The organism is Arthrobacter sp. Y81, from assembly GCF_002929335.1.
GTDB lineage: Bacteria > Actinomycetota > Actinomycetes > Actinomycetales > Micrococcaceae > Arthrobacter.
Window position 1 is genome coordinate 96117 of sequence record NZ_PJIL01000003.1, and the last position, 25757, is coordinate 121873.

A 25757-nucleotide genomic window follows, 5' to 3' on the forward strand; every position below is an offset into this window, starting at 1 on the left:
CTCCCCTTACTTAATTTCGTTCAGGTTCGGGTTGCGGTCGTACTCTTCGCCGAGCAGTCCGGTGTTACCGTCCTGGCGCAGCTGGTCCATGTGGGCCTGGAACTCCGATTCGGAGACAACCTTCACGCGGAACAGCATTTCGGAGTGGTATTCGCCGCAGAGTTCGGCACACTTGCCGTCATAGGTGCCCTCTTTGGTGGGGGTGAACCTGATGTAGTTCGTCTTGCCGGGGATCATGTCGCGCTTCTGCAGGAAGGCGGGAACCCAGAAGGAGTGGATGACGTCGCGCGAGTTCAGTTCCAGGTCAACAGACTTGTTGATGGGGAGGTACAGAGTGGGCAGCTTTTCCTTGTCCACTTCAGCACCGGTGAGGTGCGCCTGCACGCCCGCTTCGTGGACATCTTCGGTGATGACCTCGCCCTGCTTGTAGTTGAAGTCCCAGGCCCACTGCTTGCCGCGGACATCTACAACGACGTCGGCCGGCTCGGAGCGGTTGTCAATCGCCTGCTGGTCGCGGTCGGTGAAGTAAAAGAACACCAGCACCATGAACAGCGGGATGGTCAGATAGAAGACCTCGAGGGGAAGGTTGAAGCTGGTCTGCCGCGGGAATCCCACCGTGCCCTTACGACGGCGGTAGGCGACAATGCACCAGACCAGGAGTCCCCAGGTAATGATGCCCACGACCAGTGCGGCAATCCATGAGTTGACCCAGAGGTCCATGATGCGGTCAGTGTGATTGGTGGTGCCACGCTCGGTGGGCAACCAGCCTTTCTGTACCTCTGGTGAACATCCAGTCAAAGCCAACGCGCCGGCTAGTGCCAAGCCAGTGATCGTAGTGATCTGTTTGCGTCGGCTGCCGGTTCGGTTCTGCGAACTCACAGACGGCCCTTCCTACTTGTTGCTGTTGCCCGGGCCGTAGATGGCTCCCCGGGCACACTAAAAGTTTTACTACTCGATGTAGAGCTTACCGCTCCCCGGGGGTTTTCGCCCACATGTCGGCACCGTGCGTCGGCACCGGTTAAAACCGGTGCCGAATGCAAGCTGTCACGGGGCAAACAGCCAGGTTAGTGGAATGAATCTCCGCATGCGCAGGAACCGCCGGCGTTGGGGTTGTCGATGGTGAATCCCTGCTTCGAGATGGTGTCCTCGAAGTCAATGCTGGCGCCGCTCAGGTACGGAACGCTCATTTTGTCCACTACGACCTCGACGCCGTCATAGTCGCGCACGGCGTCTCCGTCGAGCAGCCGCTCGTCGAAGTAGAGCTGGTAGATCAGCCCGGAGCAACCGCCCGGCTGGACAGCAACGCGCAGACGAAGGTCGGTACGGCCTTCCTGCTCCAGCAGGCTGCGCACCTTGCCGGCGGCGACGTCGGTCAGCTTGACCTCGTGCGTGGCCAGGTCCTCGCTTGCGGTGCCGGTGGCTGCGTTGCTGTTTTCATTGGTTGTAGTGCTCATTGGCCTACCTTCTTACGACGGTGGTGGCGACTCGGCTTTCGCGTTGCCCGCCCCTACGGAAACGGTATGGGCTATAGCTACATGCTACGTCGATCCTGCGTGTAGCTCTAACTCCTGACGTAACCGTGGCCATACCCTGAATGTTCCCTGACGAATCCGGAACAGACCCGCCAGGGAACAGCCGCCTGCGGCCCCGGAGGTCCAGGTATCAGCCAAGGCCCTCATGGTTTAGCCGCGCCAGCAGGAGCGCTTCGGCCACGACGGCGTTGCGGAAGTCCTCCAGGTGAAGCGACTCGTTGGCGCTGTGGGCCCTGGAATCCGGGTCCTCAACACCGGTTACCAGGATCTGCACTTCCGGGTAGGCCTCCGTGAGGTCCGCAATAAAGGGAATTGAACCGCCGATGCCCATTTCCACGGCAGGAACACCCCAGGCCTCCCCCAGCGCCCACATTGCCATCCCGGCAGCCACAGAATCCGTGTCAGTCAGGAACGGGTTTCCGCTCTCCCCCGGCGTAAACACCACCTTGGCGCCGAACGGCGCATTGGCCTCTACGTGGTTCCGCATGGCGGCCATTGCATCGGCCGGGTCCTGTCCCGGGGCCAGCCGCAGGCTGAACTTGGCCCGTGCCCGCGGCAGCAGGGTATTGGAGGCCATGTCCACGGCGGGAGCGTCGAAGCCGATGATGGAGAGGGCCGGCTTGGTCCATAGCCGTGAGGCAATGCTCCCGGTACCGGCCAGTCGGACGCCGTCGAGCACTGATGCGTCGGCCCGGTATTCAGCTTCCGTCAGGTCGACGGCAACATCGTCCCTGCTGACCAGGCTCTGGACCGCGACGTTGCCGTCGTCGTCGTGGAGCGTGGCGATGAGGCGGGACAGCAGCGTCGGAGCGTCAAGCACTGCCCCGCCGAACATCCCGGAGTGAACGGCGTGCTCCAGGACCTGAACCTCGATCGTCCCGTCGACCAGGCCGCGGAGGCTGGTGGTCAGGGCTGGGATGCCGACCTTCCAGTTACTGGAGTCCGCCACGACAATGACGTCGGCGCGCAGCAGTTCGCGGTGGGTGTCGAGGAAGGTCCGGAACGTCGGCGAGCCGGCCTCTTCCTCGCCTTCGAAGAAGAACGTCACCCCCAGCCCCAGTTCGTCGGCAAGCACGTCGGTGACGGCGGCATAGGCGGCGATGTGGGCCATGATGCCTGCTTTGTCATCGGCCGCGCCCCGCCCGTAAAGCCGGCCGTCACGTTCGACGGCGGTGAACGGTTCGGTCTCCCACAGCGCCAGGTCTCCGGTCGGCTGGACGTCGTGGTGGGCGTACAGCAGGATCGTTGGCTTTCCCGCGGCGGCGGTCCGGCGCGCCACGATGGCCGGCCCGCCCGGAGTGCCGTCATCTTTGTTGCACCGCAGGATCCTGACATCCTCGATTCCCGCGGCCCGAACCAGGTCCGCCACAGCCTCGGCGCTGCGGTCCAATGGGGCTGGATCGAAGCTTGGCCAGGCGATACCCGGGAGCTTAACAAGGTCCTTCAGGTGTCCAACCGTGGTCTCAAAGGACGCGTGTACGGCCCGGCGCAGGGCATCGACGTCGATCTCGCCGAATCCTGCGCTCAATTTTTGCGGGGTCCCCGCCGGTGATGAAGTCATGGCAAAAACCCTACCTGTGTCGAGGACCACAGGAAACACTCCGGATGCCTCCCGCCGGTTCCCCCGTGCCGTCGCCGGCGGAGCGGTGTGACGCATGACTTTTCGCATGCGTGTGCAAGGTATTCTGTAGGGGTGTTTGGACGTAAAAAGGAAGCGCCGGCGGCGCAGGACGTAGTTGACCAGCAGGCGGCCGAGGCTTCGGCCCGGCAGGATGCAGCCCTTGGCAAGGGCGCGCCCACGCCCAAGCGCAAGGCCCAGGAAGCGGCGCGGAAGCGTCCCCTGGTGCCGGAGGATCGGAAGGCCTCCAAAGCAGCAGAACGGGCGGCCGTCCAGGAACAGCGGATTAAGATGCGCCAGGCCCTGGACACCGGCGACGAGAAATTCCTGCCCCTTCGGGACAAGGGTCCGCAGAAGCGCTACGCGCGCGATTATGTGGATGCCCGTTTCAGCCTGGGCGAGTACCTGATGTTCGGAGCCCTGGTGTTCGTCATCGTCTCGCTTCTGGTGCCGTCCACCAGCGAGTCAATGATCTATGTCCTGGGCGGGTTCTGGGTCATGTTCCTTGCTGTGTTCGTTGACGTGTTCATCCTGTCCCGGAAGCTCCGGAAGCAGCTGACCGAGAAGTTCGGCGAGGTGGAACGCGGCACCGTCTGGTACGGATCCATGCGCTCGCTCCAGTTCCGCAAGCTGCGTCTTCCCAAGCCGCTCGTAAAGCGCGGAGAATTCCCCGCCTGATACAGGCCACAAAAGCCCCCGGCAGTCCGACTGCCGGGGGCTTTTCTGTCGTCAGGCGCCGATCGCCTAAGTCGGCTTAGCGACGGACGGGGTGCTTGGCCAGCTGCCGGTTGATGCGCGCTGCCCAGAAGGGTCCTTCGTAGAGGAACGCCGTGTAGCCCTGCACCAGCGTGGCCCCGGCATCGAGCCTTTCCTGGACATCCTTGGCAGTCTCGACGCCGCCCACGGACACCAATGTAAGGGAACCGCCCGTTGCTTCCCTGAGGCGGCGCAGGACTTGCAGGGACCGTTCCTTCAGGGGGGCGCCGGACAGGCCGCCGGATCCGCACGCCTGGATTTTTGCCGGTTCGGCGGTGAGCCCCTCGCGGCCGATCGTCGTGTTCGTGGCGATGATTCCGTCCAGCTTCAGGTCCAGGGCCAGCCGCGCGACGTCGTCGATGTCCTCGTCCGTCAGGTCCGGAGCGATCTTCACCAGCAGCGGGACGTGCCTTCCGGCAGCCTTGTCCGCCTCCTCCCCCACTGCCTTGAGCAGGGGCCGGAGGGTTTCCACGTTCTGAAGCAGGCGGAGCCCCGGCGTGTTGGGAGAACTGACGTTGACCACCAGATAGTCGGCTGCGGGCGCAAGGTTCCGGGCGCTGACGAGGTAATCGCCGACGGCGTCTACGAGCTCCACCACCTTGCTCTTGCCGATGTTGACGCCAATCACCGGACGGACGGCCGGGTGCCGTCGCTGCAAGGCAGCCCTCGCGGACTTGAGCCGGGGGGCGACGGAGGTGGCGCCGTCGTTGTTGAACCCCATCCGGTTGATCACCGCTTTGTCCTCTACGAGGCGGAACAGCCGGGGCTTTTCATTGCCGGGCTGGGCCTGCCCCGTGATGGTACCGACCTCCACATGGCCGAAGCCGAGCTCGGTCAGCGCCTCGATGCCGTGCCCCTCCTTGTCAAAGCCCGCGGCGAGGCCGAACGGCGAGGGGAACGTCAGGCCGAAAGCGGAGGTCTGCAGCGACGGCGCGGGGGCAGTGAACTTCGCCAGAACCCTGCCCGCCCCTGAGGCGTGGGCCAGCCTGATGGCCCGAAAGCCGATCTTGTGGGCGCGTTCGGCGTCCATCCATGAAAAGGCCAAGCGGAAGAAGGTGGGATATACGCGCATGACTCCAGTTTTCCGGTTCCGGCTGCGCAGACCAAACCGGCGCGCAGGTCCGGCCGCGGTGTGACGCATCCTGCAGGCACTGTGGTTGCTCGCTGCTGCCGCGCGCGTTGTCTAGGCTGGGCAGATGAAGTGGCACACAGATATCCTGGGGGATGATTTCGAAGCCTTGACCTACCAGGCGACGGGCGACGACGGCGTGGAGCGCACGGCAACCCTGGTGCGGCACGTGCCAAAAGCCGGAACGGACCGGCAAGGCCACACGGTTCCCCGGCTGCTCCCCCGCCGGTCCATCCTGTTCCTGCACGGTTGGAGCGACTACTTCTTCAATGTGGAGCTAGCCGAGTTCTGGACAAACAAGGGCTTTGAGTTTTTTGCGCTGGACATGCACAATCACGGGCGGAGCCTGCAGCCTGACACCCACGGCGGCTTCGTGGCCGATCTCGATGACTATGACGCAGAGATCAGCAAGGCGATCGGACTCATCAGCTCCCTCTGGCCGGAGGAAGCCGGCAGGCCGTCGCTGACCCTGATGGGCCACTCGACCGGAGGGCTTGTCGCCGCCCTGTGGGTCAGCCGCCATCCGGGGGTTGCCGCCCAGCTGGTCCTTAACAGCCCGTGGCTCGAAATGCACGGCAGCTCCCTGGTCCGGCGGGCAGCCCGGTCAATGGTCGGTCCGCTGGCGCATTACCGGCCGGAAGCGGTGCTGCGGCTGCCGGAGCGCGGATTCTATTGGCGGAGCATCAGCAGCGAGGCTGAGGGTGAGTGGACGCTGGACACCAAGTACCGGCCACCCATGGCTTTTCCCGTGCGGGCCGGTTGGCTTAGGGCCGTGCTGGCCGGGCATTCCAGGGTGGCCCGCGGGCTCCGGATCGACATCCCCATCCTGGTGCTCCTGTCCGAGGCCAGCGAAACCGGAATGTTCTGGACCGAAGCGATGCGCAGGACGGACGCCGTGCTGGATGTGAACACCATCGCCATCCGGGCCATGGCCCTGGGCCGGTCGGTCACGCTGGAACGGATCGACGGCGCACTCCACGACGTCTTCCTGTCTCCGGCCCACGTCCGGGCCGATGCCTACGCCCGGCTGAGCCGCTGGATCCGGGGATACATCCCGGATGATGGCGGCACGGAATGAACGGGGCCGTGCCGAACCCGCCGGCGTGGCGGCCTGACCAGCTCGGTGACGGGTTCGACCGCGTGGAGCTTCCGTTGTCCGACGATGACGAAGGCGCGGTGTGTGCCACGCTGGTGCGGTACGTGCCCGCCGCCCCGCCGGGTCCGCCGGCCTTCCTCGCCGCCCTGCGTAAGAACATGTTCCATAACCTGGAATGGCCGGGATCGGAAGCGCGGACACACAACGGATCCGCACGCCCCGTAGCCGTCCTCTACCTGCATGGCTGGGCGGACTACTTCCTGCAAGCAGAACTTGCCAAGCACGTCGGCGCGCACGGGCTCCATTTCTATGCCCTCGACCTGCGGAAGTTTGGCCGCAGCCTGCGGAGTTGGCAGACACCCGGCTACACCACCGACCTGGGCGTCTACGACGAAGACATTGCGGCCGCGATGGCAGTGATTAAGGCGGATGTGGCGCTGCGTACCGGTTCGGCGGCGGACCCTGCCGTCCACATGCTGGCGCATTCGCTGGGCGGGCTGATCGGCGCGCTCTGGGCCGACCGCCATCCCGGCGCCCTGGGGACACTCATCCTGAATGCCCCCTGGCTGGAGCTCCAGGGCAGCAGCCTGATCCGGAACATCGCCATGCACCTGGTGGAGCCGTTCGCGCGCACGGATCCCAAGAGGCCCTTCCGTTTCCCGGAAATGCCGGGTTATTGGCAGAGCGTCAGCGACCAGGCGCACGGGGAATGGTTCCTTGATCCGCAGTGGCGCCCGACGGCGTCGTTCCCCATCCGTGCCGGCTGGACCCGGGCGGTCCTTGCCGGACACTCCGCCGTCGAACGGCGGCTGGACATCGGTGCGCCGGTCCTGGTGATGCTCTCGGACCGCACCAGGATCCAGGCCGAGTGGTCCGAGGAGCTGATGCGGGTGGACGCCGTCATTGACGTCGAGCAGACCGCCCGCCGCGCCCTGGGCCTCGGCCGGCGCACGGCCGTCTTCCGCTACCCGGGGGCCATCCACGACATCTTCCTCTCGCGCCGCGAGGTGCGGCAGGAAGCGTACAGCGACCTGGTCGCCTGGCTGCATTCCTATCCGGGCTGACCGCCTGCCGGTGCCGCGGCATCCACGGCACCGCCATACCGGCGGTCACGCCGGGCATAGACTTCGACGGCGTCCCACAGGGTCCGGCGGTCGACGTCGGGCCAGAGCGTGTCCATAAAGACGAACTCCGCATAGGCGGACTGCCACAGCATGAAGTTGGAGAGCCGCTGCTCGCCGGAGCTTCGGAGGAACAGGTCGACGTCGGGAAGGTCGGGTTCGTCCAGGTACTTCTGAATGGTCCGCTCCGTGATGGCACCCGGTTTGAGCCGGCCGGCCGCCACGTCTTCGGCAATCGCCGTGACCGCATCCGCGATTTCGGCGCGGCCGCCGTAATTAACACACATGGTCAACGTGCACGTACTGTTGCCCCGGGTGTAATCCTCAGCCTCTTCCAGTTCCCGGATCACCGAGCCCCACAGCCTGGGCCGACGCCCCGACCAGCGGATGCGCACGCCCCACTCGTCCAGCTGATTCCGCTGGCGTCGTAGCACATCCTTGTTAAAACCCATCAGGAAGCGGACTTCCTCCGGGGACCGCCGCCAGTTCTCCGTGGAGAAGGCGTACACGGTGACGTACTTGATGCCCAGTTCAATGGCGCCGGCAACAACGTCCAGGAGCGCCGGCTCGCCGGCCTTGTGGCCCTCGATCCGCGGCAGCCCCCGCTGGTTGGCCCAGCGGCCGTTGCCGTCCATTACGATCGCCACATGCCGGGGAATGAACTCGTCGGGAATGGACGGCGGCACGGCCCCGGAACTGTGCCGGTACGGTGCGGTCACCGGCGTGGTCCGCTGCCGGACGGGAGTTTTCTTCTTTCCAAGGGCCACTGTCAGCTACGCTCCACATGTTTGAGGGATTTCAGCACACGTTCAAGATGCCATTGCAGGTAGCTGGCCACCAAACCGGCAGCTTCCCGCCGGTGGACCGCCACGGAGGCATCCGCCGTCGTCCAGTCCCCTGTCAGCAGTGCCCCAAGAAGGAAAACTGTTTCGGCTGCGGGTGCGGGCGATCCCGGCGGACGGCAGTTGGCGCACACCATGCCGCCCAGTGGCGCCGAAAACGCCGTGTGCGGTCCCGGCGCGCCGCAGCGGGCGCACGACGTGAAGCTTGGCGCCCATCCCCCGGTGGCCAGGGCACGCAGCAGATATGAATCGAGGATGAGTTCCGGGGTGTGCTCGCCCCTGCTCAGCGAGGCCAGAGCCCCGACCAGGAGGTTGTACTGCGCGGTGCCGGACTCGCCGTCCACGTCCGTCAGTTTCTCGGCTGTCTCGGTCATGGCGGCCGCAACCGTGTAGCGGCCGTAGTCCGCCGCGATGCTGCCCCCGTAGGCGCCCTTGGCTACGGCCTGGGTGACGATGTCCAGTGTCCGGCCCGAAATCAGCTGAAGGTCCGCCACCATAAAGGGTTCCAGCCGGGCGCCGAAGCGGCTGCTGGTGCGGCGCACGCCCTTGGCAACGGCACGGACCTGTCCGTGGTGTTTGGTGAGGAGCGTGATGATCCGGTCGGCTTCGCCCAGCTTATGGGTGCGCAGCACGACGGCATCATCCCGGTACGCGCGCGCAGAAAATGAGGATTGTTGGGCCACAGTTAATCTTCGCACTGACCTTCCGGATAACGCGGCTGCTGCGCCCCCGGATTGATCCGGGGGCGCAGCAGGTCAGCGGAACGGGTGATGGGTTTAGGCCTGGGCGTCCCGGACCGCGCGGTTGACGGCCGAAATGACGGCCTTCAGCGAGGACGTGGTGGTGTTGGAGTCAATGCCGACGCCCCACAGGACCCGCTCGCCGACTGCGCACTCAACGTACGCCGCGGCACGGGCGTTGCCGCCTTCCGAGAGAGCGTGCTCGCTGTAGTCCAGGACCCGGACATCCACGCCGTCCTGGCCCAGGATCGCCAGCAGCGCCGCGATCGGGCCGTTGCCGGAGCCGGTTCGGCGGACCTGGACACCGTCCACGGTGACCGTCGCGTGCAAGGTCATGGCGCCGTCGTCGTCCGTTTCCGTGCTGAACGATCCCAGCGAATAGCGGCCCCACTGGCCGTCCTCCTTGCTGGAGGGCAGGTACTCGTCCTGGAACGTCTGCCAGAGCTGGGCGCCGCTGACCTCGCCGCCCACGGTGTCCGTCCGCGTCTGGATCACGCCGGAGAACTCGATCTGCGCACGGCGCGGCAGGTCCAGGCTGTGCTCGTTCTTCAGCAGGTAAGCCACGCCGCCCTTGCCGGACTGCGAGTTGACCCGGATGACGGCTTCGTAGCTGCGGCCCAGGTCCTTGGGGTCCACCGGCAGGTACGGAACCTGCCAGGTGTAGTCGGCCACATCCTTGCCGGCGGCAGCGGCGTCCTTCTCGAGGGCTTCGAAGCCCTTCTTGATGGCGTCCTGGTGCGAGCCGGAGAACGCCGTGAAGACGAGGTCGCCGCCGTACGGCGAACGCTCCGCCACCGGCAGCTGGTTGCAGTACTCCACGGTGCGGCGGACGTCGTCGATATCGGAGAAGTCGATCATGGGATCGATGCCCTGGACGAACATGTTCAGGCCCAGGGTGACCAGGTCCACGTTGCCGGTCCGCTCGCCGTTTCCGAACAGGCAGCCTTCAATCCGGTCCGCGCCGGCGAGGTAGCCCAGCTCGGCGGCGGCAACGCCGGTCCCGCGGTCGTTGTGCGGGTGCAGGGAGAGGATGATGCCCTCGCGGGGGTGCAGGTGGCGGCTCATCCACTCGATGGAGTCGGCGTAGACATTGGGGGTGGCCATTTCGACCGTCGCCGGCAGGTTGATGATGACCTGGCTGTCGGCGGAGGCCTCGAAGACGTCAGCCACGGCGTTGCAGACGCGGACGGCGTATTCGAGTTCCGTTCCGGTGAAGGACTCCGGCGAGTACTCGTACGTGATGTGCGTGTCCGCCAGCGTTTCCTCGTACTTCTTGCACAGGCGGGCGCCCTGGAGCGCGATGTCCAGGATGCCGTCCTCGTCCTGGTTGAAGACGACGCGGCGCTGCAGGACCGATGTCGAGTTGTACAGGTGGACAATGGCCTGCTTGGCGCCGACCAGCGACTCGTAGGTCCGCTCGATCAGGTGCTCGCGGGCCTGCGTCAGCACCTGGATGGTGACGTCGTCCGGAATGTGGTTGCCCTCAATCAGCTGGCGGACGAAGTCGAAGTCAGTCTGCGAGGCGGACGGGAAACCGACCTCGATCTCCTTGTAACCCATGCGGACCAGCAGGTCGAACATCTTCATCTTGCGGGCCGGGCTCATGGGGTCGATCAGGGCCTGGTTGCCGTCCCTGAGGTCAACGGCGCACCAGCGCGGGGCCTTGGTGATGACTTTGTCCGGCCAGGTCCGGTCCGGCAGTTCAACGTTGATCTGGTCCTGGAACGGGACGTAGCGGTGGACCGGCATTCCTGAGGGCTTCTGTGCGTTTCGCATTACAATCGGGGCCTTTTCTGTGGTTCCTGTTTGAAAGGGTGGCCGGGCAACACTAACTCCGCGACGAGGATGGGCCTTGCGCTAGATCGCGTCTGAGGCCTCGCCGCGGCAGCTAAGAAGAAGCAGTTCTGCGCGCACCATTTCACAGTAACACGGGTGCGTAAGATGAAGGAGCAACACCTCCAGCAACGTCCACTATGCAGACGCTGCCACCGGTGCCAGCGCCGGAGGCAGCCCTCACCTGAAGGAGCACTTGTGCCAAACTCGGGGATCGACCTGTCCAATATCGACCACAGCGTGCGGCCGCAGGATGACCTGTACCAGCACATCAACGGCGCGTGGCTGAAGAGCACGACCATCCCGGACGACCGCCCCCTGGAAGGCACCTTCACGGCCTTGCGGGACGGCTCCGAGCTGGCGGTCAGGGAAATCATCGAAGAAGCCGCAGGGCGCGGCGATGACGCCAGCGGCATCGAGCGGAAGGTCGGCGACCTGTACAAGAGCTTCATGGATGAAGCCACCGTGGAAGCGAAGGGCATGGACCCCATCCGGGAACGGCTTGCGGCAGTCTTCGCCACCGCCTCCGCCCGGGATGTCATCGAACTCGCCGGAAGGCTGTTCCGCTCCGACGTGTCCGGGCTTTTCTACATCTACCCGGCCCCCGACGCCGGCAACCCGGACCGGATCCTGCTGTACACCGGGCAGGGCGGCCTCGGCTTGCCGGACGAGTCCTACTACCGCGAAGAGAAGTTCGCCCCCATGGTCAAGGCCTACGGCGAACATGTACGGACCATGCTCAGCCTCGCGGGGACTGCCGATCCCGACGGCGCCGCGGAGCGCGTGGTCGGGCTGGAGACGGCCCTGGCCGCCCACCACTGGGACAACGTCACGCTGCGGGATCCGCAGAAGACGTACAACCTGAAATCCGCGGCAGAGGCCGTGGAGCTTTTCCCCTTGATGGACGCCTGGTTCGAGGCCGCCGGAATCACTCCGGATAAACGCGAAGAGGTAGTGGTCAGCACCCCTGATTTCTTCGCCGGAGCGGCCGGCCTGCTCGAATCCGAACCGCTGGCAGCGTGGCAGGACTGGCTGGCCATGCGGGTTGTCAGCTCCGCGGCGCCTTACCTCTCCTCCGGATTCGTGGACGCGAACTTCGCCTTTTACGGCACCACCATCAGCGGAACGCCGCGCAACAAGGACCGCTGGAAGCGGGGAGTCGCCGTCGTCGAAGCTTCCCTGGGCGAGGCCGTCGGCCAGATCTACGTCTCCCGGCACTTTCCCGAAACCCACAAGGCGCACATGCAGACGCTGGTGGCCAACCTCATCGAGGCGTACCGGCAGAGCATTACCGGGCTCGCCTGGATGGGCGAGGACACCAAGGTGGAGGCCCTGAAGAAACTCGACGCATTCCGCGCCAAAATCGGCTACCCGGATGAGTGGATCGACTACTCCGCAGTGGAGATCGACCCCTCGGACCTCCTGGGGAACGTCGAGCGGGCCCACAACGCCGACGTCGACCGTCACCTCGACGAGGTCGGCAAGCCGGTTGACCGGAACAAGTGGCTGATGACGCCGCAGACGGTCAACGCGTATTACCACCCGCTGCTCAACGAGATCGTGTTCCCGGCGGCAATCCTCCAGGCGCCGTTCTTCACGGCGGATGCCGACGACGCCGTCAACTACGGCGGCATCGGCGCCGTCATCGGGCACGAGATCGGCCACGGCTTCGATGACCAGGGCTCGCAGTTCGACGGCGGGGGTACCCTCCGCAACTGGTGGACCGAGGATGACCGGAAAGCCTTCGAGGCCCTGACGTCGAAGCTCGTGGCCCAGTTCGACGCGTTGTCGCCCACCGCAGCTCCGGGTCACCATGTCAACGGCAAACTCACGCTCGGCGAAAACATCGGCGATCTCGGCGGGCTCACCATCGCGTACAAGGCGTATCTGATCAGCCTCGACGGCGCGGAACCGCCGGTGCTGGACGGCCTGACCGGGCAGCAGCGGTTCTTCGCATCCTGGGCTGCCGGCTGGCGTCAGGTGATCCGCAACGAGGAGGCCATCCGCAGGCTGGCCACGGACCCGCACTCCCCCAACGAGTTCCGCACCAACGCTATCGCCAGCAACCTGGATGCCTTCCATGAAGCATTCGGCGTGGCGGAGCAGGACGGGATGTGGCTGCCGGCCGAAGAGCGCGTCAGCATCTGGTAACAGACCCGACGCGAAAGGCCTGCTGGGCCGGCCACACAAAGTGGACGGCCCCGCAGGCCTTCAGTTTTTTGCAGGCTCCGCTAGCGGGTGATCAGCTCCGGATTGGCCTGCTGGCACACGGTGTCCCCGGCCGTCTGGTTCACGATGTCGGTCGGGAGGGCCACGCCCATCTTGGTGCCGGACATGAAGTCCGTGCCCAGGTAGACCTGCACGCCACTGACGCCGGCCGCGGGAAGGACCTGCGTGGCCGGAATGTCCATCAAAACCGCGACGTCCGCCGCCACGTCCTCAAAGCCTGGACCGTAGTAGACGGCCGTCTTTTCAAGAGGCTGCGCCACGAGCTCAGCCACCTGGGTGAAGCCGCCGGCAATGATCGCCTGCGTGATTTCCTGGGCACGTGCCGGAACACCCGTTCCGTTTGCAACGGTCACCGGCTGCAGCGCCTTGTCGTAGGCGGGCGGCGCGGTCTCCGTCGGTGTCGAAGGCGCGGGGGCTGACTCGCTCGGTTCGGCCGTGGGCGTCGGCGTTGCCGTCGGATCGGTCAGGTCAATGTCCTTGCGCAGCGCGGCGAAGAGCTGGGATGCGGCCGGCTCGGCAACGGCCAGCCTGTTGGGGTCGGCGGGCGCCGGGGTCGTCGGCACGGCCGCAAACGCGACCTTGCTGATGTCGATGTTCTTGAGCCGGTTGCCGATGGTCAGCAGCGACGGAACCGACGCCAATCCATCGTCAACGGTGAGGTTTTGCGTCACGACGTCGGCAATTTTCAGCATCTTCTGGGGATCGGACAACGTGCCGTCATCCTTGATCTTCCGGGTCAGCGACGACAGGAAGCCCTGCTGCGCTTTGATGCGGCCCAGGTCGCCGCCGTCCGCGAAGGCATGCCTGGTCCGCAGGAACGCCAGCGCCTGTTCACCCTGCACCTGCGAATTCCCGGCGGGGAGGCGGAGCCTGGAGTCGGGGTCGTAAACCGCGTCGCTGATGCAGACTTCCACGCCGCCCACCGCGTTGGAGAGCTCCTTGACCGCGTTGAAATCCGCCATCATGAAGTGGTCGATTTCCAGTCCCGTAATTTTGTTCACCGTATCCACGGCACAGCCGATGCCGGCCTGCTTCATGGCTTCGTTGATCATCACACCGCTCTGGGCAGGGAACACCTGTTTGGTCTTCTGGTCGGTGCACTCCGGAATGTCCACCAGCAGGTCCCGCGGGAAGCTGATCACGCTGACCCGCTTGTTGTCCGCCGAGATGTCCATCATCATCATGACGTCCGACTGGCCATAGCCGGTGGAATCCTCAGAGGTGCCGTATTCCGAGTTCTTGCCGTCGCGGGTGTCCGAGCCCAGGATCAGGATCTGCATCCGGTCGGTGGAGTCGTTGACCGGCTCCTCGGTCCGGTTGCTTCCGGCCCCCAGCGGTGCCTTGGTGATGTTCATCTGAAAACGGACCACCCAGAAGGCGGCAAACGCCAGGCCGCCCACCAGGGCAAGGGCCACGACGGCGGTTGCCACCTTGAGCCAGGCAGGCTTGCCGCGCATGGCGCCCAAGTGCCGGGCGGGGCCCATGGCCTTGTCATCCGAGTGCCGGGCGGCGGCGTCGGACACAGGCGAACCAGCGCCTTGTCCGGGTGTGTCTCGGCGTCGCACCACGTGGTGTTACCTTCCTCTAAAAAATGGGGTTCGGTCCATTTTAGTGGCCGAGACTGGGAGAATGCCCGATGCCCCGGACCGGCAGCCTGCAAGGCAGCCCGCCGGCGGTGGACCGGCGGGCTGTCGGGAACCGCCAGCGGTGCTAGAAACCGAGCTTTACCAGCTGCTTCGGATCCCGCTGCCAGTCCTTGGCTACCTTGACGTGCAGGTCGAGGTAGATCCTCGTTCCGAGCAGCGCTTCGATCCCCTTGCGGGCGGTGGTGCCGACCTCCCTGAGCCGGGCTCCGCCCTTGCCGATGATGATGGCTTTCTGGGACGGTCGCTCGACGTAGAGGTTCACCCGGACGTCAAGGAACGGGCTGTCTTCGGGCCGGCCCTCGCGGGGCACGATCTCCTCCACCACTACGGCCAGGGAGTGCGGAAGTTCGTCGCGGACGCCCTCCAGGGCGGCTTCACGGATGAGCTCGGCCACCATAACGGCTTCGGGCTCGTCCGTCAGGTGCCCGTCCGGGTACAGGGGCTGCGACGGCGGCATGTGGCTGATGAGGACATCCGCCACTGTGCCCACCTGGAAACCGTCCGTTGCGGACACCGGAACAATGTCCTTCCACCCGTCCTCGCCGAGGACTTCGCGGCCAAGGGCTGCTACCGCAAGCAGTTGCTCGGTGAGTGCCTGCCGGTCCACAAGGTCGGCCTTGGTGACGATGGCGATGATGGGCTTGTTGCCGACGGCGGCCAGCTGGGCGGCAATAAAACGGTCACCGGGGCCGATCTTTTCGTTGGCAGGCAGGCAGAAGCCGATGGCGTCCACTTCGGACAACGTGTCGGCAACAAGATCGTTGAGGCGTTTGCCGAGCAGCGTTCTGGGCCGGTGCAGGCCCGGCGTGTCGACCAGGATCAGTTGGGCGTCATCCCGGTGGACGATCCCCCTGATGGTGTGGCGCGTGGTCTGCGGCTTCGCCGACGTGATGGCCACTTTTTTGCCCACCAGGGCATTCGTCAGTGTGGACTTTCCGGCGTTGGGCCTGCCCACGAGGATCGAAAATCCGGCACGGAAGCCGCCAAAGGCCTCGCCGCCGCCCGCTTTATTCTGCTTGCTCACGTGGAACTCCCTGTTGCGTTGTTTCGGCCTCGTCGAGTAGGTCTTCAAGGTCAGTTTCTTCTGGAACGGCGCCCTTTGCAACGGGCGCTGCGATGATATGGCTGACCCTGTTGCGGCGGCCCTCCAGGCGCTCCGCGCGCAGCGAGACCCCGTGAACCTCAACGGTGCTCCCAACGATGGGAACCCTGCCGAGGGCTTTGGCCAGCAGGCCGCCAACGGTGTCCACTTCGTCGTCGTCGAGTTCCATATCAAAAAGCTCACCGAGGTCATCGATGCTCATCCGTGCACTGACGCGGTAGCTGCCGTCACCAAGGGCAACGGCCTCGGCGCTCTCCGTGTCGTATTCATCCACGATCTCGCCGACGATTTCCTCGATGAGGTCCTCGAGCGTGACCAGGCCCGCCGTTCCGCCGTATTCGTCAATCACGATGGCCACGTGCGTGGATTCCTTCTGCAGTTCGCGGAGCAGGTCACTGACCTGCTTGGACTCCGGCACGTAGCGGACTTCGCGGGCAAGTTCGTCCACAAGGGGCGGTTCCTCGCCCGGGCCGAGGCTGTGCAGGGCCGCGGCAACATCCTTGAGGTACACGATGCCCAGGATCTGGTCCGTGTTATCGCCGATGACGGGGATCCGGGAGTACCCCGACCGCAGGAAAAGGGACATGGCACGGTGCAGGCTCGAACCGGCGTCAATGCTGAGGATGTCCGTCCGGGGCACCATCACGGCCCGGACCAGGGTGTCGCCGAAGTCGAACACCGACTGGATCAGTTCCGCCTCGTTGTCTTCGATCATGTCCGATTCCGTGGCGCGGTCCACCAGTTCGCGGAACTCCTCTTCGCTGAAGGCAGCCTCATCGCCGCCGCCGGCGCCCGGAGCCACCGCACTTCCCAGGGCGACAAGCCACCCCGGAATGGGGCCCAGCACCCAGCACAGGAAGCGGATGACCGGTGCGGTGAACCCGGCGACGCCGGCTGCATGGGCGCGGCCCAGCTGCCGCGGTGAAACCCCCACGATCACGAAGCCCACCAGGGCCATGATGCCGGTGGCGGCAAGCCCGGCGAGCCACACACTGTCCAACAGGCTGTGCAGGAGGACGGCGACTGCCACCGCCGAGGCCATTTCGAACCAGATCCGCCAGAACCTCAGGGAGCGCATGTGGGCCACCGGCTGGTCCAGAATACGTTTCAGGGCTTGGCCGTTGCCTCGGAGCATGGCTTCCTCGGCGTCGTGCCGGGGCAAAAAGTTAAAAGCGGACTCGGCCGCGGTCAGCAGGGCTGCGAAACTGAGGAAAACCAGCGCCATGCCAACAAGGATCAGTGGGGTCACTGAATCGTCTCAGACGGGGCTTCTTTACCGGTAAAGCCCTCAAGCAGTTCCCGCTGGAGGCCGAACATCTCTTCTTTTTCCTCGGGGTCGGCGTGGTCATAACCCAGCAGGTGCAGAATTCCGTGCGTGGTAAGCAGCAGCATCTCGTCCTGGGTGGAATGTCCGGCGTTCTTAGCCTGGACCTCGGCCACCTGCGGGCAGACGGCAATGTCGCCAAGCATGCCCTGGGGAGTCGGCTTGTCCGGTGTGCCCGGTGTCAGTTCGTCCATGGGAACAGACAGAACGTCCGTGGCTCCGGGTTCGTCCATCAGTTCAATGTGGAGCTTTTCCATGGCGGGTTCGTCCACCAGCAGGATGGACAGCTCGGCCTGGGGATGGACGTACAGGCGTTCGAAAACGAACCGGGCCAAGGCAACCAGCTGGGCTTCATCAACCTGGACGCCGGATTCGTTGTTCACTTCGATGCTCATGCGTGCTCTCCCCGCTTCTCCCGGGTCACGGAATGCTTCACCCGGTTTCTCTGTACCTCGTCCCAAATGCCGTAGGCATTGACAATGTCGCCGACAAGCCGGTGGCGGACCACGTCCGAGGCATCCAGGACGCTGAAGTTCACGTCGTCGATGCCCTGCAGGATTTCCTCCACGATCCGGAGCCCTGAACGGGTGCCGAAGGGAAGGTCCACCTGGGTGACGTCCCCGGTGACCACCATTTTGGAGCCGAACCCGAGCCTCGTCAGGAACATCTTCATTTGTTCCGGCGTCGTGTTCTGGGCCTCATCGAGGATGATGAAGGCATCGTTAAGGGTGCGCCCGCGCATGTACGCCAGGGGGGCCACTTCGATGGTGCCCGCCGCCATCAGCCGGGGAATGGACTCAGGATCCATCATGTCGTGGAGGGCGTCGTAAAGCGGCCGCAGGTAGGGGTCGATCTTGTCGCTGAGGGTCCCGGGCAGGAAGCCCAGCCGTTCGCCTGCCTCGACAGCGGGCCGGGTGAGGATAATGCGGCTGACTTCCTTCTGCTGCAGGGCCTGCACAGCCTTTGCCATGGCAAGGAAGGTCTTGCCGGTACCGGCGGGTCCGATTCCAAAGATTACTGTGTTGGCGTCGATCGCGTCCACGTAGTTCTTCTGGTTCAGCGTCTTCGGCCTGATCGTCTTGCCGCGGCTGGACAGGATGTTGTAGGTCAGCACCTCAACCGGGTTTTGGAGCGACTGGCTCCGGAGCAGGGTCGCAAGCTGTTGGAGGACTGCCGGCGTGATGACCGTTCCCCGGTCTACGAGCCCCCGCACTTCGTGGAGGAGGCGCATGATCCGGGGAACGTCCGCGGAGGGGCCGCTGATGGCCAGTTCGTTGCCGCGGACATGGAAGTCGACTGCCGGGAACTGTTCCTCAATGAAACGGAGGGCCTCGTCGTGGCTGCCCAGGGACTGAACCATCTGTTCGGAGTTGTCAAAGATGACCACCTCCGTCCGGACACCGGGAAGACTATGGGGAAATTCACCTGTGGTGCGCTCACCGGAGCTGAACCGGGGCCTTCCGTTTGTTGCTTCAGTCATGGTGCCGGCCTGCGGGCCTCTGGTCCCCTCCAGTTAGGAAATTTGTCGCTCTGCCTCATCAGTTCGCCTTCGCTGCTTCAGCGTCGGGCTCCGTGCCGGGCCGAGTCCCTCCATCTTACGCCAGTACATCGCGCGGGCACCGCGGACCATTGCCGTCCGGTGTTCGGGCTGCAACCGTTTCGTTGCAGGTTCCCGTAATTAGGTATCAACTTCGTATCGGCCTCATATCGTTCCCGTTGCAGTTGGGCCGACCGTCCGTAAACGCCGCTGAGGGCCGGAGACTCCGTGTAATGCTGGAATCCATTGCAGAGTGCGACACAGCAACGTTTACACGGACAGGGCGGAGGAACCCGGAAGCACCATGGAGATCTGGAATCCACGACGCCGGAACACAGCGGGAGGCAGCCGGGCACGTTCCGCAGCGCTCCTGTTTGTGCTGCCCGCCGCCATGGTGCTCTCCGGCTGTGTGGCCACTCCGCAGCCGCCCGAAACAACCGCGGCCAGCACGCCGCAGGCCATGACCGGGACCGCCACCGCCGGCATTCCCAGCACGAGTGCTCCGCTGGAGACCACACAGGCTTCGAACAAGGCTCCTGTGTACTGGATCGGCCGCAGCAACGAAAACGTCTTCCTCTACCGTGAATTCCGGGACGTCCCCGAGCAGGAAAACCCTGTCACGCGGGCGCTGCGTTCGATGATGTCCCAAAAGCCGCTGGATCCGGATTTCTTCACCCCGTGGCAGAACCCGAAGAAGCTTGCCACCTCAATCTCCGGCAAGAACGTGATCACGGTGGATGTCTCGCCGGATGCCTTCAACAGCAATCTCGACGAAGACATGGCAAAGCGGGCCATCCAGCAGCTGGTGTACACAGCGACGGCTGCCGGTGCGAGCTCGGGGCTGGTGGACTCCGGCCAGCAGATCCAAGTGGTGATCCTCGTCGACGGCCACACTGACTACCTCGCGTTCAACCACGTCAGGCTGGGTGCGCCTACTCCACGCGGCGCGGGCATGGTGGCGCCGGTCTGGATCATTGATCCACAGGAAGGTGTGGGCGTTGCTGACGGCAGCGTCAAAATCAGCGGACGAAGCACGCTCCCCGGGGCCAAGCTCCGGTGGAAGATCCTGAAGGTCGAAGGCAGCACCGACAAGGCGGCCTATCTGAGCGGAGACGTCACGGCCTCGGCCGAGGCGACGCAGTCCGGGCTCTTCTCCCTGAACGTCAATCTCGCACCGGGAAACTATGAGGTCCGCGTTTCCCAGATCGACCCCGGGACGCCCGACCGCGAAATGAACGTGGACACGCGCGGCTTCACGGTTGAGTAGCAGCTGAGCGTGTCAGGGCAACACCCCTGAATCAGCGGACGCTGCTACCAGCGTCCCAGGATATCGCTGGCGAGAACCGTGGCGGCCGGTCCCGCCGTGGAAGACCTGAGTACATGGTGGCCCAGCAGCGCCGTCACCGCACCGGCGCTGCACAGCTTGGTGACCTCCCGCGGACTGATTCCGCCTTCCGGCCCGACGATGAGCAGGATTTCACGCGGCCCCGGACCGCCCGTCCCGCCATCGCTGTCGCCGTCGCGCCAGGACTCCAGAACCGCGCGGAGCGGACGGACGGCATCCTCATGGAGGATGATGGCCAGGTCCGCCGCGGAGACGGCGGCCTGCAAACCTGCACCGTCGACGGCGGCACGGACCTCGGGAATCCAGGCCCGGCGCGCCTGTTTGGCCGCTGCAGTCACCACGGACTGCCACTTGGCATGCGCCTTGGCGGCCCGCTCACCTTTCCACCGGACGATGGAGCGTTCCGATTGCCACGGGATGACGGCATCGATTCCCAGTTCAGTGGCGGTCTCAGCGGCAAGTTCGTCGCGGTCGCCCTTGGCCAGCGCCTGAACCAGGACAAGGCGCAGGTCCGGGCGCTCTTCGGTTTCGAGCGCCGCGCACTCCACGGTCAGCTCGCCGTGGCCGACGGCGGCGACGGTCCCCGTCAGCCTTTTGCCGGCGCCGTCGGCTATGTCAACGGATTCCCCTACGGAAATCCGCTTGACGGTGACGGCATGCCGGGCCTCGGCTCCCTGAAGGACGTACTGCGACCCGGGAACCTGCTGGTCCAGTGCTCCTGGGGCTGCGAAAAAGACCGGGTTGCTCACCGCTACAGGTTACCGAACCGGTCCCGCAGCTTGGCGAACACACCGCCGCTGGCGGTGAGTTTCCCCTCGGTGTACTGCTCGCCCCGGAGTTTGGCCAGCTGCCGGAGGAGGTCTTCCTGTGCGGCATCAAGCTTGGCCGGGGTTTCGACCTGCAGGTGGACCTTCAAGTCGCCGCGGCCGTAGCCCCGGAGATGGGTGACGCCGAGCCCGCGCAGGGTGATGACCTCACCGGACTGGGTGCCCGCCTTGACGTCGATTTCCTGCTGCCCGTCGAACGTGTCCAGGCTGAGTTCGGTGCCCAGGGCTGCGGCGGTCATCGGGATGTGCAGGGTGGCGTGAAGGTCGTCGCCGTCACGCACGTAGGTGGCGTCATTGTTGACGCGGATCTCCACGTACAGGTCGCCGGAGGGGCCGCCGGCAGGCCCGGCTTCGCCCTGGCCGCCCAGCTGGATGCGGGTTCCGGTGGCTACGCCGGCAGGGACCTTGACCGTCAGCGAACGGCGGCTGCGGATGCGGCCCTGCCCGTTGCACTCGTTGCAGGGATCCTTGATGACGGTCCCGAAGCCTTCGCAGGAGCCGCAGGGGGCGGCTGTCATGACCTGGCCCAGGATGGAGCGGACGGCCCGCTGTACCTGGCCGCTGCCGCCGCAGATGTCGCAGCGCTCGGGGTGGGTTCCGGGCTGGCAGCAGGAACCCTCGCAGGTGGGGCACGTTACGGCAGTGTCGACCTCAAGCTTCTTGTTGACGCCGAAGACGGCGTCGCGAAGGTCGATGCGGACGCTGATGAGGGCGTCCTGGCCGCGGCGGACGCGCGAGGCGGGCCCGGCTGAGCCGCCCGCTCCGAAGAACGTGTCGAAGATGTCCTGGAAGGCGAAGCCCTGGCCCGAGTAGCCGGCACCGCCGAAGCCGTTGTCCGTGCCGTTCTCGTTGCCGGTGGTGTCATAGACACGGCGTTTCTGCGGGTCGGACAGCACTTCATAGGCGTGCGTGACAGCCTTGAAGCGGTCCGAGGCATCCTCGCCGGGGTTAACGTCCGGGTGCAGGGTTCGCGCAAGCTTTCGGTAGGCTTTCTTGATCTCTTCGCCCGTCGCTTCGGGTGAGACTCCAAGAACGTCGTAGTGGCTGCTCAAAGTTCGTATCTCTTCCTGGTTGTACTGCCTGTGATGCTGCTGCCGCACCCCGCAAGCCGGGACGCGGAGGCCTGGTTGGCTGATGAAGGACCGGTCAAGGTCCGAGGATCCTGGAAAGGTAGCGTGCCACGGCCCGGACCGCGGCCATGGTGGTGGGATAGTCCATCCGGGTGGGGCCAAGGACGCCAACCTTGGCACTGGAGCCTGGGCCGTAGCCGGTAGCCACCACCGAGGCTTCGGCGAGTCCGTCGTACGGATTCTCGCGGCCGATGCTGACGGTGACGCCACGGGGGTCCTCCGCCATTTCACTGAGCAGGCGGAGCATGACCACCTGTTCTTCGAGTGCCTCGAGGACCGGGCCGATACTCAGCGGGAAGTCAACATTGGATCGTGCGAGGTTGGCGGTTCCGGCCATGACCATCCGCTCCTCGCGAGTGCTGCTGGCCAGGGCGTCCAGGCCTCGCGCCAGCGCCTGGGCGGCATGCCGGCGTAACGGTTCACACGCGGCGACGACGGCGGGCAGCGCCTGCGGGAGAAGGCTCAGCGGTGTGCCGGAAAGGCTCTTCAGGAACCGTGTGCGAAGGCCGGCGAGGGCGTCATCGCCGAGGTCCTGCCCGACGTCTATGACCCGCTGTTCGACTTTTCCGGTGTCCGCAATCAGCACGATCAGGACCTGTCGCGGTGCCAGCAGCACGAACTCGATGTGCCGCACCATGGCACGGCTAAGGTGTGGATACTGCACCACCGCCACCTGGTTGGTCAGCTGCGACAGCAGCCGCACAGTGCGTTCCAGGACATCGTCCAGGTCGTCCGACCCTTCCAGCAGCGTCTGGATGGCCCGCCGTTCTGCCTGCGACAGCGGCTTGACCGCGGAGATCTGGTCAACGAAGAGCCGGTAGCCCTTGTCCGTGGGGATGCGGCCGGCGCTGGTATGCGGCGCCGTGATCAGGCCCTCGTCCTCCAACGCTGCCATGTCGTTGCGGATGGTGGCACTGGAGACACCCAGATGGTGCCTTTCCACCAGCGCCTTGGAGCCCACAGGTTCGCGGGAATGGACGTAGTCCTCCACGATGGCGCGCAGTACTTCAAGCTTGCGTGGTTCGCTCATTCTCCACCTCCGATCGGCTTTCCCCGGGCCACGGCCCGGCATTGCGCCAGGCGCATATCCCGTCACCCGTTAGCACTCGTCATGTCTAAGTGCTAACCAGTCTAATATGAGTCGCCGCGTTGTTAGCATTGGTACCGCTCCGGGCGAAACTCCGGAGCGGAACCGGACGTGCAGATAAATGAAGGCGCGGCCGCCCTGGTTCCCTCCTCCTAGTGCAAGGCAGTGTGTATCGGATGTCGTACCAGAACTGGGGCCCGCAGGACATCACGGCTCCCCGGAAATCCGAGCTTCCCGAAGTTCCGGTTGAACGCGGCATGGTGCTCGAAGACGTGCAGTCCGGCTGGGTGGGCGCTGTCACCAGGGTGGAGAAGTCGGGCGGCATGCATGTTGTGGCCCTGGAGGACCGGCGCGGCAAGTCGCGCACCTTCCGCCTCGGCTACGGGTTCCTCCTGGAGGGCCTGCCCATCCGGCTGATGCCGCCCGCTCCCCGTGCGCAGGCAGCCCCCGCCGGATCCAACCGGACGGCCTCCGGGTCGGTGCGGGTGGCCGGCCAGCGCGCGCAGGTGGCCAAGGCAAGCCGCATCTGGGTGGAAGGCAAGCACGACGCCGAACTCGTGGAAAAGGTCTGGGGTGACGACCTCCGCGTGGAGGGCATCGTCGTCGAGCCTTTGCACGGCATCGACGACCTCACGGCGGCGGTTGCCGCGTTCCGGCCGGGACCCGGCCGACGGCTGGGTGTGCTGGTGGACCACCTCGTTGCCAATTCAAAGGAGTCGCGGATCGCTGACGCCGTCATGGCGTCCCCCGGCGCCGCGGGCAACGTGGTGATCGTCGGCCACCCCTACGTGGATGTGTGGCAGGCGATCCGGCCCGCAGTGCTCGGCATTGACGCGTGGCCGGTTATTCCGCGGGGCGTCGACTGGAAGACCGGAATCCTGACGGCCTTCGGCTGGCCCCACGAGACAAAGGAAGACATCGGCCTGGGCTGGCAGAAGCTGCTGGGGGCCGTCCGCAGCTACGCAGACCTGGAACCGTCCCTGCTGGGCCGGGTGGAAGAGGTCATCGACTTCCTCACCGTGCCGTAAGGCGCTGTTGGACTCTCCGAATGCACCCCGGACCCAGTATTCTTGATACGGCGGTTGTTGCTTTTGTGGCAGCGTCCGCTTTTCCGGGAACCACCGCACCACTGCAATCCGAAGGACGACACCGTGGCAGAAGACGCACGTGAACAAAGGGACAACCAGGCCGGCCATGGCCAGCCCCAGTATCATGGTGTCCCCGCCAACGCACTGCCCCTGACGGCCAACGAGGACCGGCAGTGGGCAACGCTCGCTCACTTCGGCGGCATCCTTGGATGTGTCCCGTCGCTGCTGATCTACCTGATCTTCAAGGAGCGCGGGCCGTTCACGGCGCAGGAGTCCAAGGAAGCACTGAATTTCACCCTGCCTCCCACCATCGCGGCGGTCCTCTGCAATATCCTCGTGATGCTTCCGGTCGTGGGAAACATCTTCGCGGTGCTGGCCACACTGATCTGGATCGCCGTGACCTGCTTCTCGGTCGCGGCCGGCATCCATGTGAACCGGGGCCAGCCGCACCGGTACGACTTCAACCTGCGCTGGATCAAGTAACCGGCTGAGGCAGGGCCGGACGGGCGCTGCCGGACGGGGCGAAGCCGGTTCAGTCCGGAAGGATCCTTCTGACCACGGCGTCGGCGAGGAGCCTGCCCTTGAGCGTGAGGACGAGCCGGCCCTTGAACGCCAAGACGGGGTCTACCAGGCCATCGGCGATTAGCCCCGCGACGGCGTGGCGCCCCGACGTTCCCAGCCCGGCAACCTCGAGTCCGCTACTCAGCCTGGCTTCGAGCATGACCCGTTCAACGTTCCGGGTTTCGGCGTCGAGCGTTTCCCTGCCGGCGGCCGGCGACGCGCCGCCGGCGAGCCTGCCCGCGTAGGCAGTGGGGTGCTTGACGTTCCACCAGCGGACGCCGCCGACGTGCGAATGCGCGCCGGGGCCGATCCCCCACCAGTCGTCCCCGCGCCAGTACGCCAGGTTGTGCCGGCATGCCTGTTCCGGCGTGCGCGACCAGTTGCTTACCTCATACCAGCCGAGTCCGGCGGCGCTGATGAGTTCGTCCGCGAGTTCGTACTTGTCGGCGTGGTCGTCGTCGTCGATTCCGGGAACTTCGCCGCGGCGGATCTGGGCGGCCAGCTTGGTGCCGTCCTCGACGATGAGCGCGTAGGCGCTGATGTGGTCCGGCCCGTAGGACAAGGCAGTTTCGAGTGAGTACCGCCAGTCCTCCAGGGACTCGCCCGGGGTGCCGTAGATGAGGTCCAGGCTGACCGCGAGGCCGGCGTCCCGTGCCCACTGCACCACCTGCGGCACGCGGCTGGGCGTGTGGGTGCGGTCGAGTACCTTCAGCACATGCGGGACTGCGGACTGCATGCCGAAGGACACACGCGTGAAGCCTGCGTCAGCTAGCAACTGGAGGGACTCCGGGGTGACTGAATCCGGGTTTGCTTCGGTAGTGACTTCGGCGCCGGGCTCCAGCCCCCATCCCGCAACGGCCGCGGTAAGGATGCGGGCCAGGTCCTCCGCGGGCAGCAGCGTGGGCGTGCCGCCGCCGAAAAAAACCGTGCCCAGCCGGCGGTCAGGCAGTCCGCTGGCCTGCAATGCCTTGGCGGCAAACTCCACCTCGGCGATAGCCGTGGAGGCATAGGCGTCCTGGGACGCCCCGCCGCCGAGTTCCGTGGCAGTGTAGGTGTTGAAGTCGCAGTATCCGCAGCGGACGGCACAGAAGGGGATGTGGACGTACAGCCCGAATCCCCGCCCGGCTGCGCCGTCGGCGGCCTGCGCGGGAAGCAGGCCGTCCGACGGCGCGGGGTCGCCGAGGGGGAGAATGCTAGGCATTGCGGGGGCGTCC

Annotated in this window: 23 protein-coding genes; 7 read left to right on the top strand and 16 right to left on the bottom strand. The window is 65.4% G+C overall.

The annotated features are described in order from the left end of the window. Positions 1-6: 6 nt before the first annotated feature. From coxB to CXQ91_RS05650, 3 genes are all read right to left on the bottom strand, one after another. The gene (coxB, locus tag CXQ91_RS05640) at positions 7-879 is read right to left on the bottom strand and encodes a cytochrome c oxidase subunit II (RefSeq protein ID WP_104172950.1); all 873 of its coding nucleotides are present in this window, start codon (positions 877-879) and stop codon (positions 7-9) included. 185 nt (positions 880-1064) lie between these two features. After that, on the bottom strand, positions 1065-1454 hold the full coding sequence (locus CXQ91_RS05645) for an iron-sulfur cluster assembly accessory protein (protein WP_104172951.1): 390 nt from the start codon (positions 1452-1454) through the stop codon (positions 1065-1067). A gap of 208 nt (positions 1455-1662) precedes the next feature. Further along, a complete protein-coding gene (locus CXQ91_RS05650; protein ID WP_104173180.1) occupies positions 1663-3093 on the bottom strand; it encodes a dipeptidase in 1431 nt (476 codons plus the stop codon). A gap of 132 nt (positions 3094-3225) precedes the next feature. On the opposite strand from CXQ91_RS05650, the gene CXQ91_RS05655 reads away from it, so the two are divergent. Further along, positions 3226-3828, top strand: a complete 603-nt coding sequence (locus CXQ91_RS05655) for a DUF3043 domain-containing protein (RefSeq protein WP_104172952.1) — start codon at positions 3226-3228, stop codon at positions 3826-3828. Positions 3829-3904: 76 nt separating this feature from the next. Here the strand turns inward: CXQ91_RS05655 and CXQ91_RS05660 are convergent, their stop codons facing one another. Next, on the bottom strand, positions 3905-4978 hold the full coding sequence (locus CXQ91_RS05660) for a quinone-dependent dihydroorotate dehydrogenase (protein ID WP_104172953.1): 1074 nt from the start codon (positions 4976-4978) through the stop codon (positions 3905-3907). Between the two features lie 124 nt (positions 4979-5102). Between CXQ91_RS05660 and CXQ91_RS05665 the strand changes: the two genes are divergently transcribed. Both CXQ91_RS05665 and CXQ91_RS05670 read left to right on the top strand, forming a co-directional pair. After that, positions 5103-6113 carry an alpha/beta hydrolase gene (locus CXQ91_RS05665; protein ID WP_104172954.1) on the top strand — a complete coding sequence of 337 codons (1011 nt, stop codon included), beginning with the start codon at positions 5103-5105 and terminating at the stop codon, positions 6111-6113. Continuing rightward, positions 6110-7195 (top strand): alpha/beta hydrolase, encoded by a 1086-nt coding sequence (locus CXQ91_RS05670; RefSeq protein WP_104172955.1) that lies wholly within the window; start codon positions 6110-6112, stop codon positions 7193-7195. Before CXQ91_RS05665 ends, CXQ91_RS05670 begins: the two co-directional genes overlap by 4 nt. Here the strand turns inward: CXQ91_RS05670 and CXQ91_RS05675 are convergent. The 3 genes from CXQ91_RS05675 to leuA all read right to left on the bottom strand — a co-directional run bounded on the left by CXQ91_RS05675 (position 7183) and on the right by leuA (position 10610). Continuing rightward, positions 7183-8019 (bottom strand): isoprenyl transferase, encoded by an 837-nt coding sequence (locus CXQ91_RS05675; protein WP_104172956.1) that lies wholly within the window; start codon positions 8017-8019, stop codon positions 7183-7185. The two genes, CXQ91_RS05670 and CXQ91_RS05675, sit on opposite strands and share 13 nt — an antisense overlap. 2 nt (positions 8020-8021) lie before the next feature. Continuing rightward, on the bottom strand, positions 8022-8792 hold the full coding sequence (recO, locus tag CXQ91_RS05680; RefSeq protein ID WP_181038791.1) for a DNA repair protein RecO: 771 nt from the start codon (positions 8790-8792) through the stop codon (positions 8022-8024). 78 nt (positions 8793-8870) lie between these two features. Then, positions 8871-10610 carry a 2-isopropylmalate synthase gene (leuA, locus tag CXQ91_RS05685; RefSeq protein WP_104172958.1) on the bottom strand — a complete coding sequence of 580 codons (1740 nt, stop codon included), beginning with the start codon at positions 10608-10610 and terminating at the stop codon, positions 8871-8873. Between the two features lie 255 nt (positions 10611-10865). Here leuA and CXQ91_RS05690 point away from each other — a divergent pair, with 255 nt between their 5' ends. Beyond that, entirely contained in the window at positions 10866-12818 is a 1953-nt protein-coding gene (locus CXQ91_RS05690) for a M13 family metallopeptidase (protein WP_104172959.1), read from the top strand. Positions 12819-12898: 80 nt separating this feature from the next. On the opposite strand, the gene CXQ91_RS05695 is transcribed toward CXQ91_RS05690, so the two are convergent. From CXQ91_RS05695 to CXQ91_RS05715, 5 genes are all read right to left on the bottom strand, one after another. After that, positions 12899-14464, bottom strand: a complete 1566-nt coding sequence (locus CXQ91_RS05695) for an LCP family protein (RefSeq protein ID WP_104172960.1) — start codon at positions 14462-14464, stop codon at positions 12899-12901. Positions 14465-14606: 142 nt separating this feature from the next. Beyond that, complete coding sequence (gene era / locus CXQ91_RS05700) at positions 14607-15566, bottom strand: GTPase Era (protein ID WP_104172961.1); 960 nt, start codon at positions 15564-15566, stop codon at positions 14607-14609. Next, positions 15550-16893, bottom strand: coding sequence for a hemolysin family protein (locus CXQ91_RS05705; RefSeq protein WP_104172962.1), 1344 nt, complete (start codon positions 16891-16893; stop codon positions 15550-15552). Before CXQ91_RS05705 ends, era begins: the two co-directional genes overlap by 17 nt. Then, complete coding sequence (ybeY, locus tag CXQ91_RS05710; RefSeq protein WP_104172963.1) at positions 16890-17363, bottom strand: rRNA maturation RNase YbeY; 474 nt, start codon at positions 17361-17363, stop codon at positions 16890-16892. Before ybeY ends, CXQ91_RS05705 begins: the two co-directional genes overlap by 4 nt. After that, positions 17360-18448: a PhoH family protein gene (locus CXQ91_RS05715; protein ID WP_104172964.1), complete on the bottom strand. Its 1089-nt coding sequence runs from the start codon at positions 18446-18448 to the stop codon at positions 17360-17362. Before CXQ91_RS05715 ends, ybeY begins: the two co-directional genes overlap by 4 nt. Before the next feature lie 361 nt (positions 18449-18809). Between CXQ91_RS05715 and CXQ91_RS05720 the strand changes: the two genes are divergently transcribed. Continuing rightward, a complete protein-coding gene (locus CXQ91_RS05720; protein ID WP_104173181.1) occupies positions 18810-19772 on the top strand; it encodes a GerMN domain-containing protein in 963 nt (320 codons plus the stop codon). Positions 19773-19816: 44 nt separating this feature from the next. On the opposite strand, the gene CXQ91_RS05725 is transcribed toward CXQ91_RS05720, so the two are convergent. From CXQ91_RS05725 to hrcA, 3 genes are all read right to left on the bottom strand, one after another. After that, positions 19817-20599: a 16S rRNA (uracil(1498)-N(3))-methyltransferase gene (locus tag CXQ91_RS05725; RefSeq protein WP_104172965.1), complete on the bottom strand. Its 783-nt coding sequence runs from the start codon at positions 20597-20599 to the stop codon at positions 19817-19819. 2 nt (positions 20600-20601) lie between these two features. Continuing rightward, positions 20602-21729: a molecular chaperone DnaJ gene (gene dnaJ, locus CXQ91_RS05730; RefSeq protein WP_104172966.1), complete on the bottom strand. Its 1128-nt coding sequence runs from the start codon at positions 21727-21729 to the stop codon at positions 20602-20604. 94 nt (positions 21730-21823) lie between these two features. Next, the gene (gene hrcA, locus CXQ91_RS05735; protein ID WP_104172967.1) at positions 21824-22837 is read right to left on the bottom strand and encodes a heat-inducible transcriptional repressor HrcA; all 1014 of its coding nucleotides are present in this window, start codon (positions 22835-22837) and stop codon (positions 21824-21826) included. A gap of 233 nt (positions 22838-23070) precedes the next feature. Between hrcA and CXQ91_RS05740 the strand changes: the two genes are divergently transcribed. Both CXQ91_RS05740 and CXQ91_RS05745 read left to right on the top strand, forming a co-directional pair. Then, a complete protein-coding gene (locus CXQ91_RS05740; protein WP_104172968.1) occupies positions 23071-23922 on the top strand; it encodes a DUF3097 domain-containing protein in 852 nt (283 codons plus the stop codon). Between the two features lie 123 nt (positions 23923-24045). After that, positions 24046-24465 (top strand): DUF4870 domain-containing protein, encoded by a 420-nt coding sequence (locus CXQ91_RS05745; RefSeq protein WP_104172969.1) that lies wholly within the window; start codon positions 24046-24048, stop codon positions 24463-24465. 49 nt (positions 24466-24514) lie between these two features. Here the strand turns inward: CXQ91_RS05745 and hemW are convergent, their stop codons facing one another. Beyond that, positions 24515-25744 carry a radical SAM family heme chaperone HemW gene (gene hemW, locus CXQ91_RS05750; RefSeq protein ID WP_104172970.1) on the bottom strand — a complete coding sequence of 410 codons (1230 nt, stop codon included), beginning with the start codon at positions 25742-25744 and terminating at the stop codon, positions 24515-24517. Between the last annotated feature and the right edge of the window lie 13 nt (positions 25745-25757).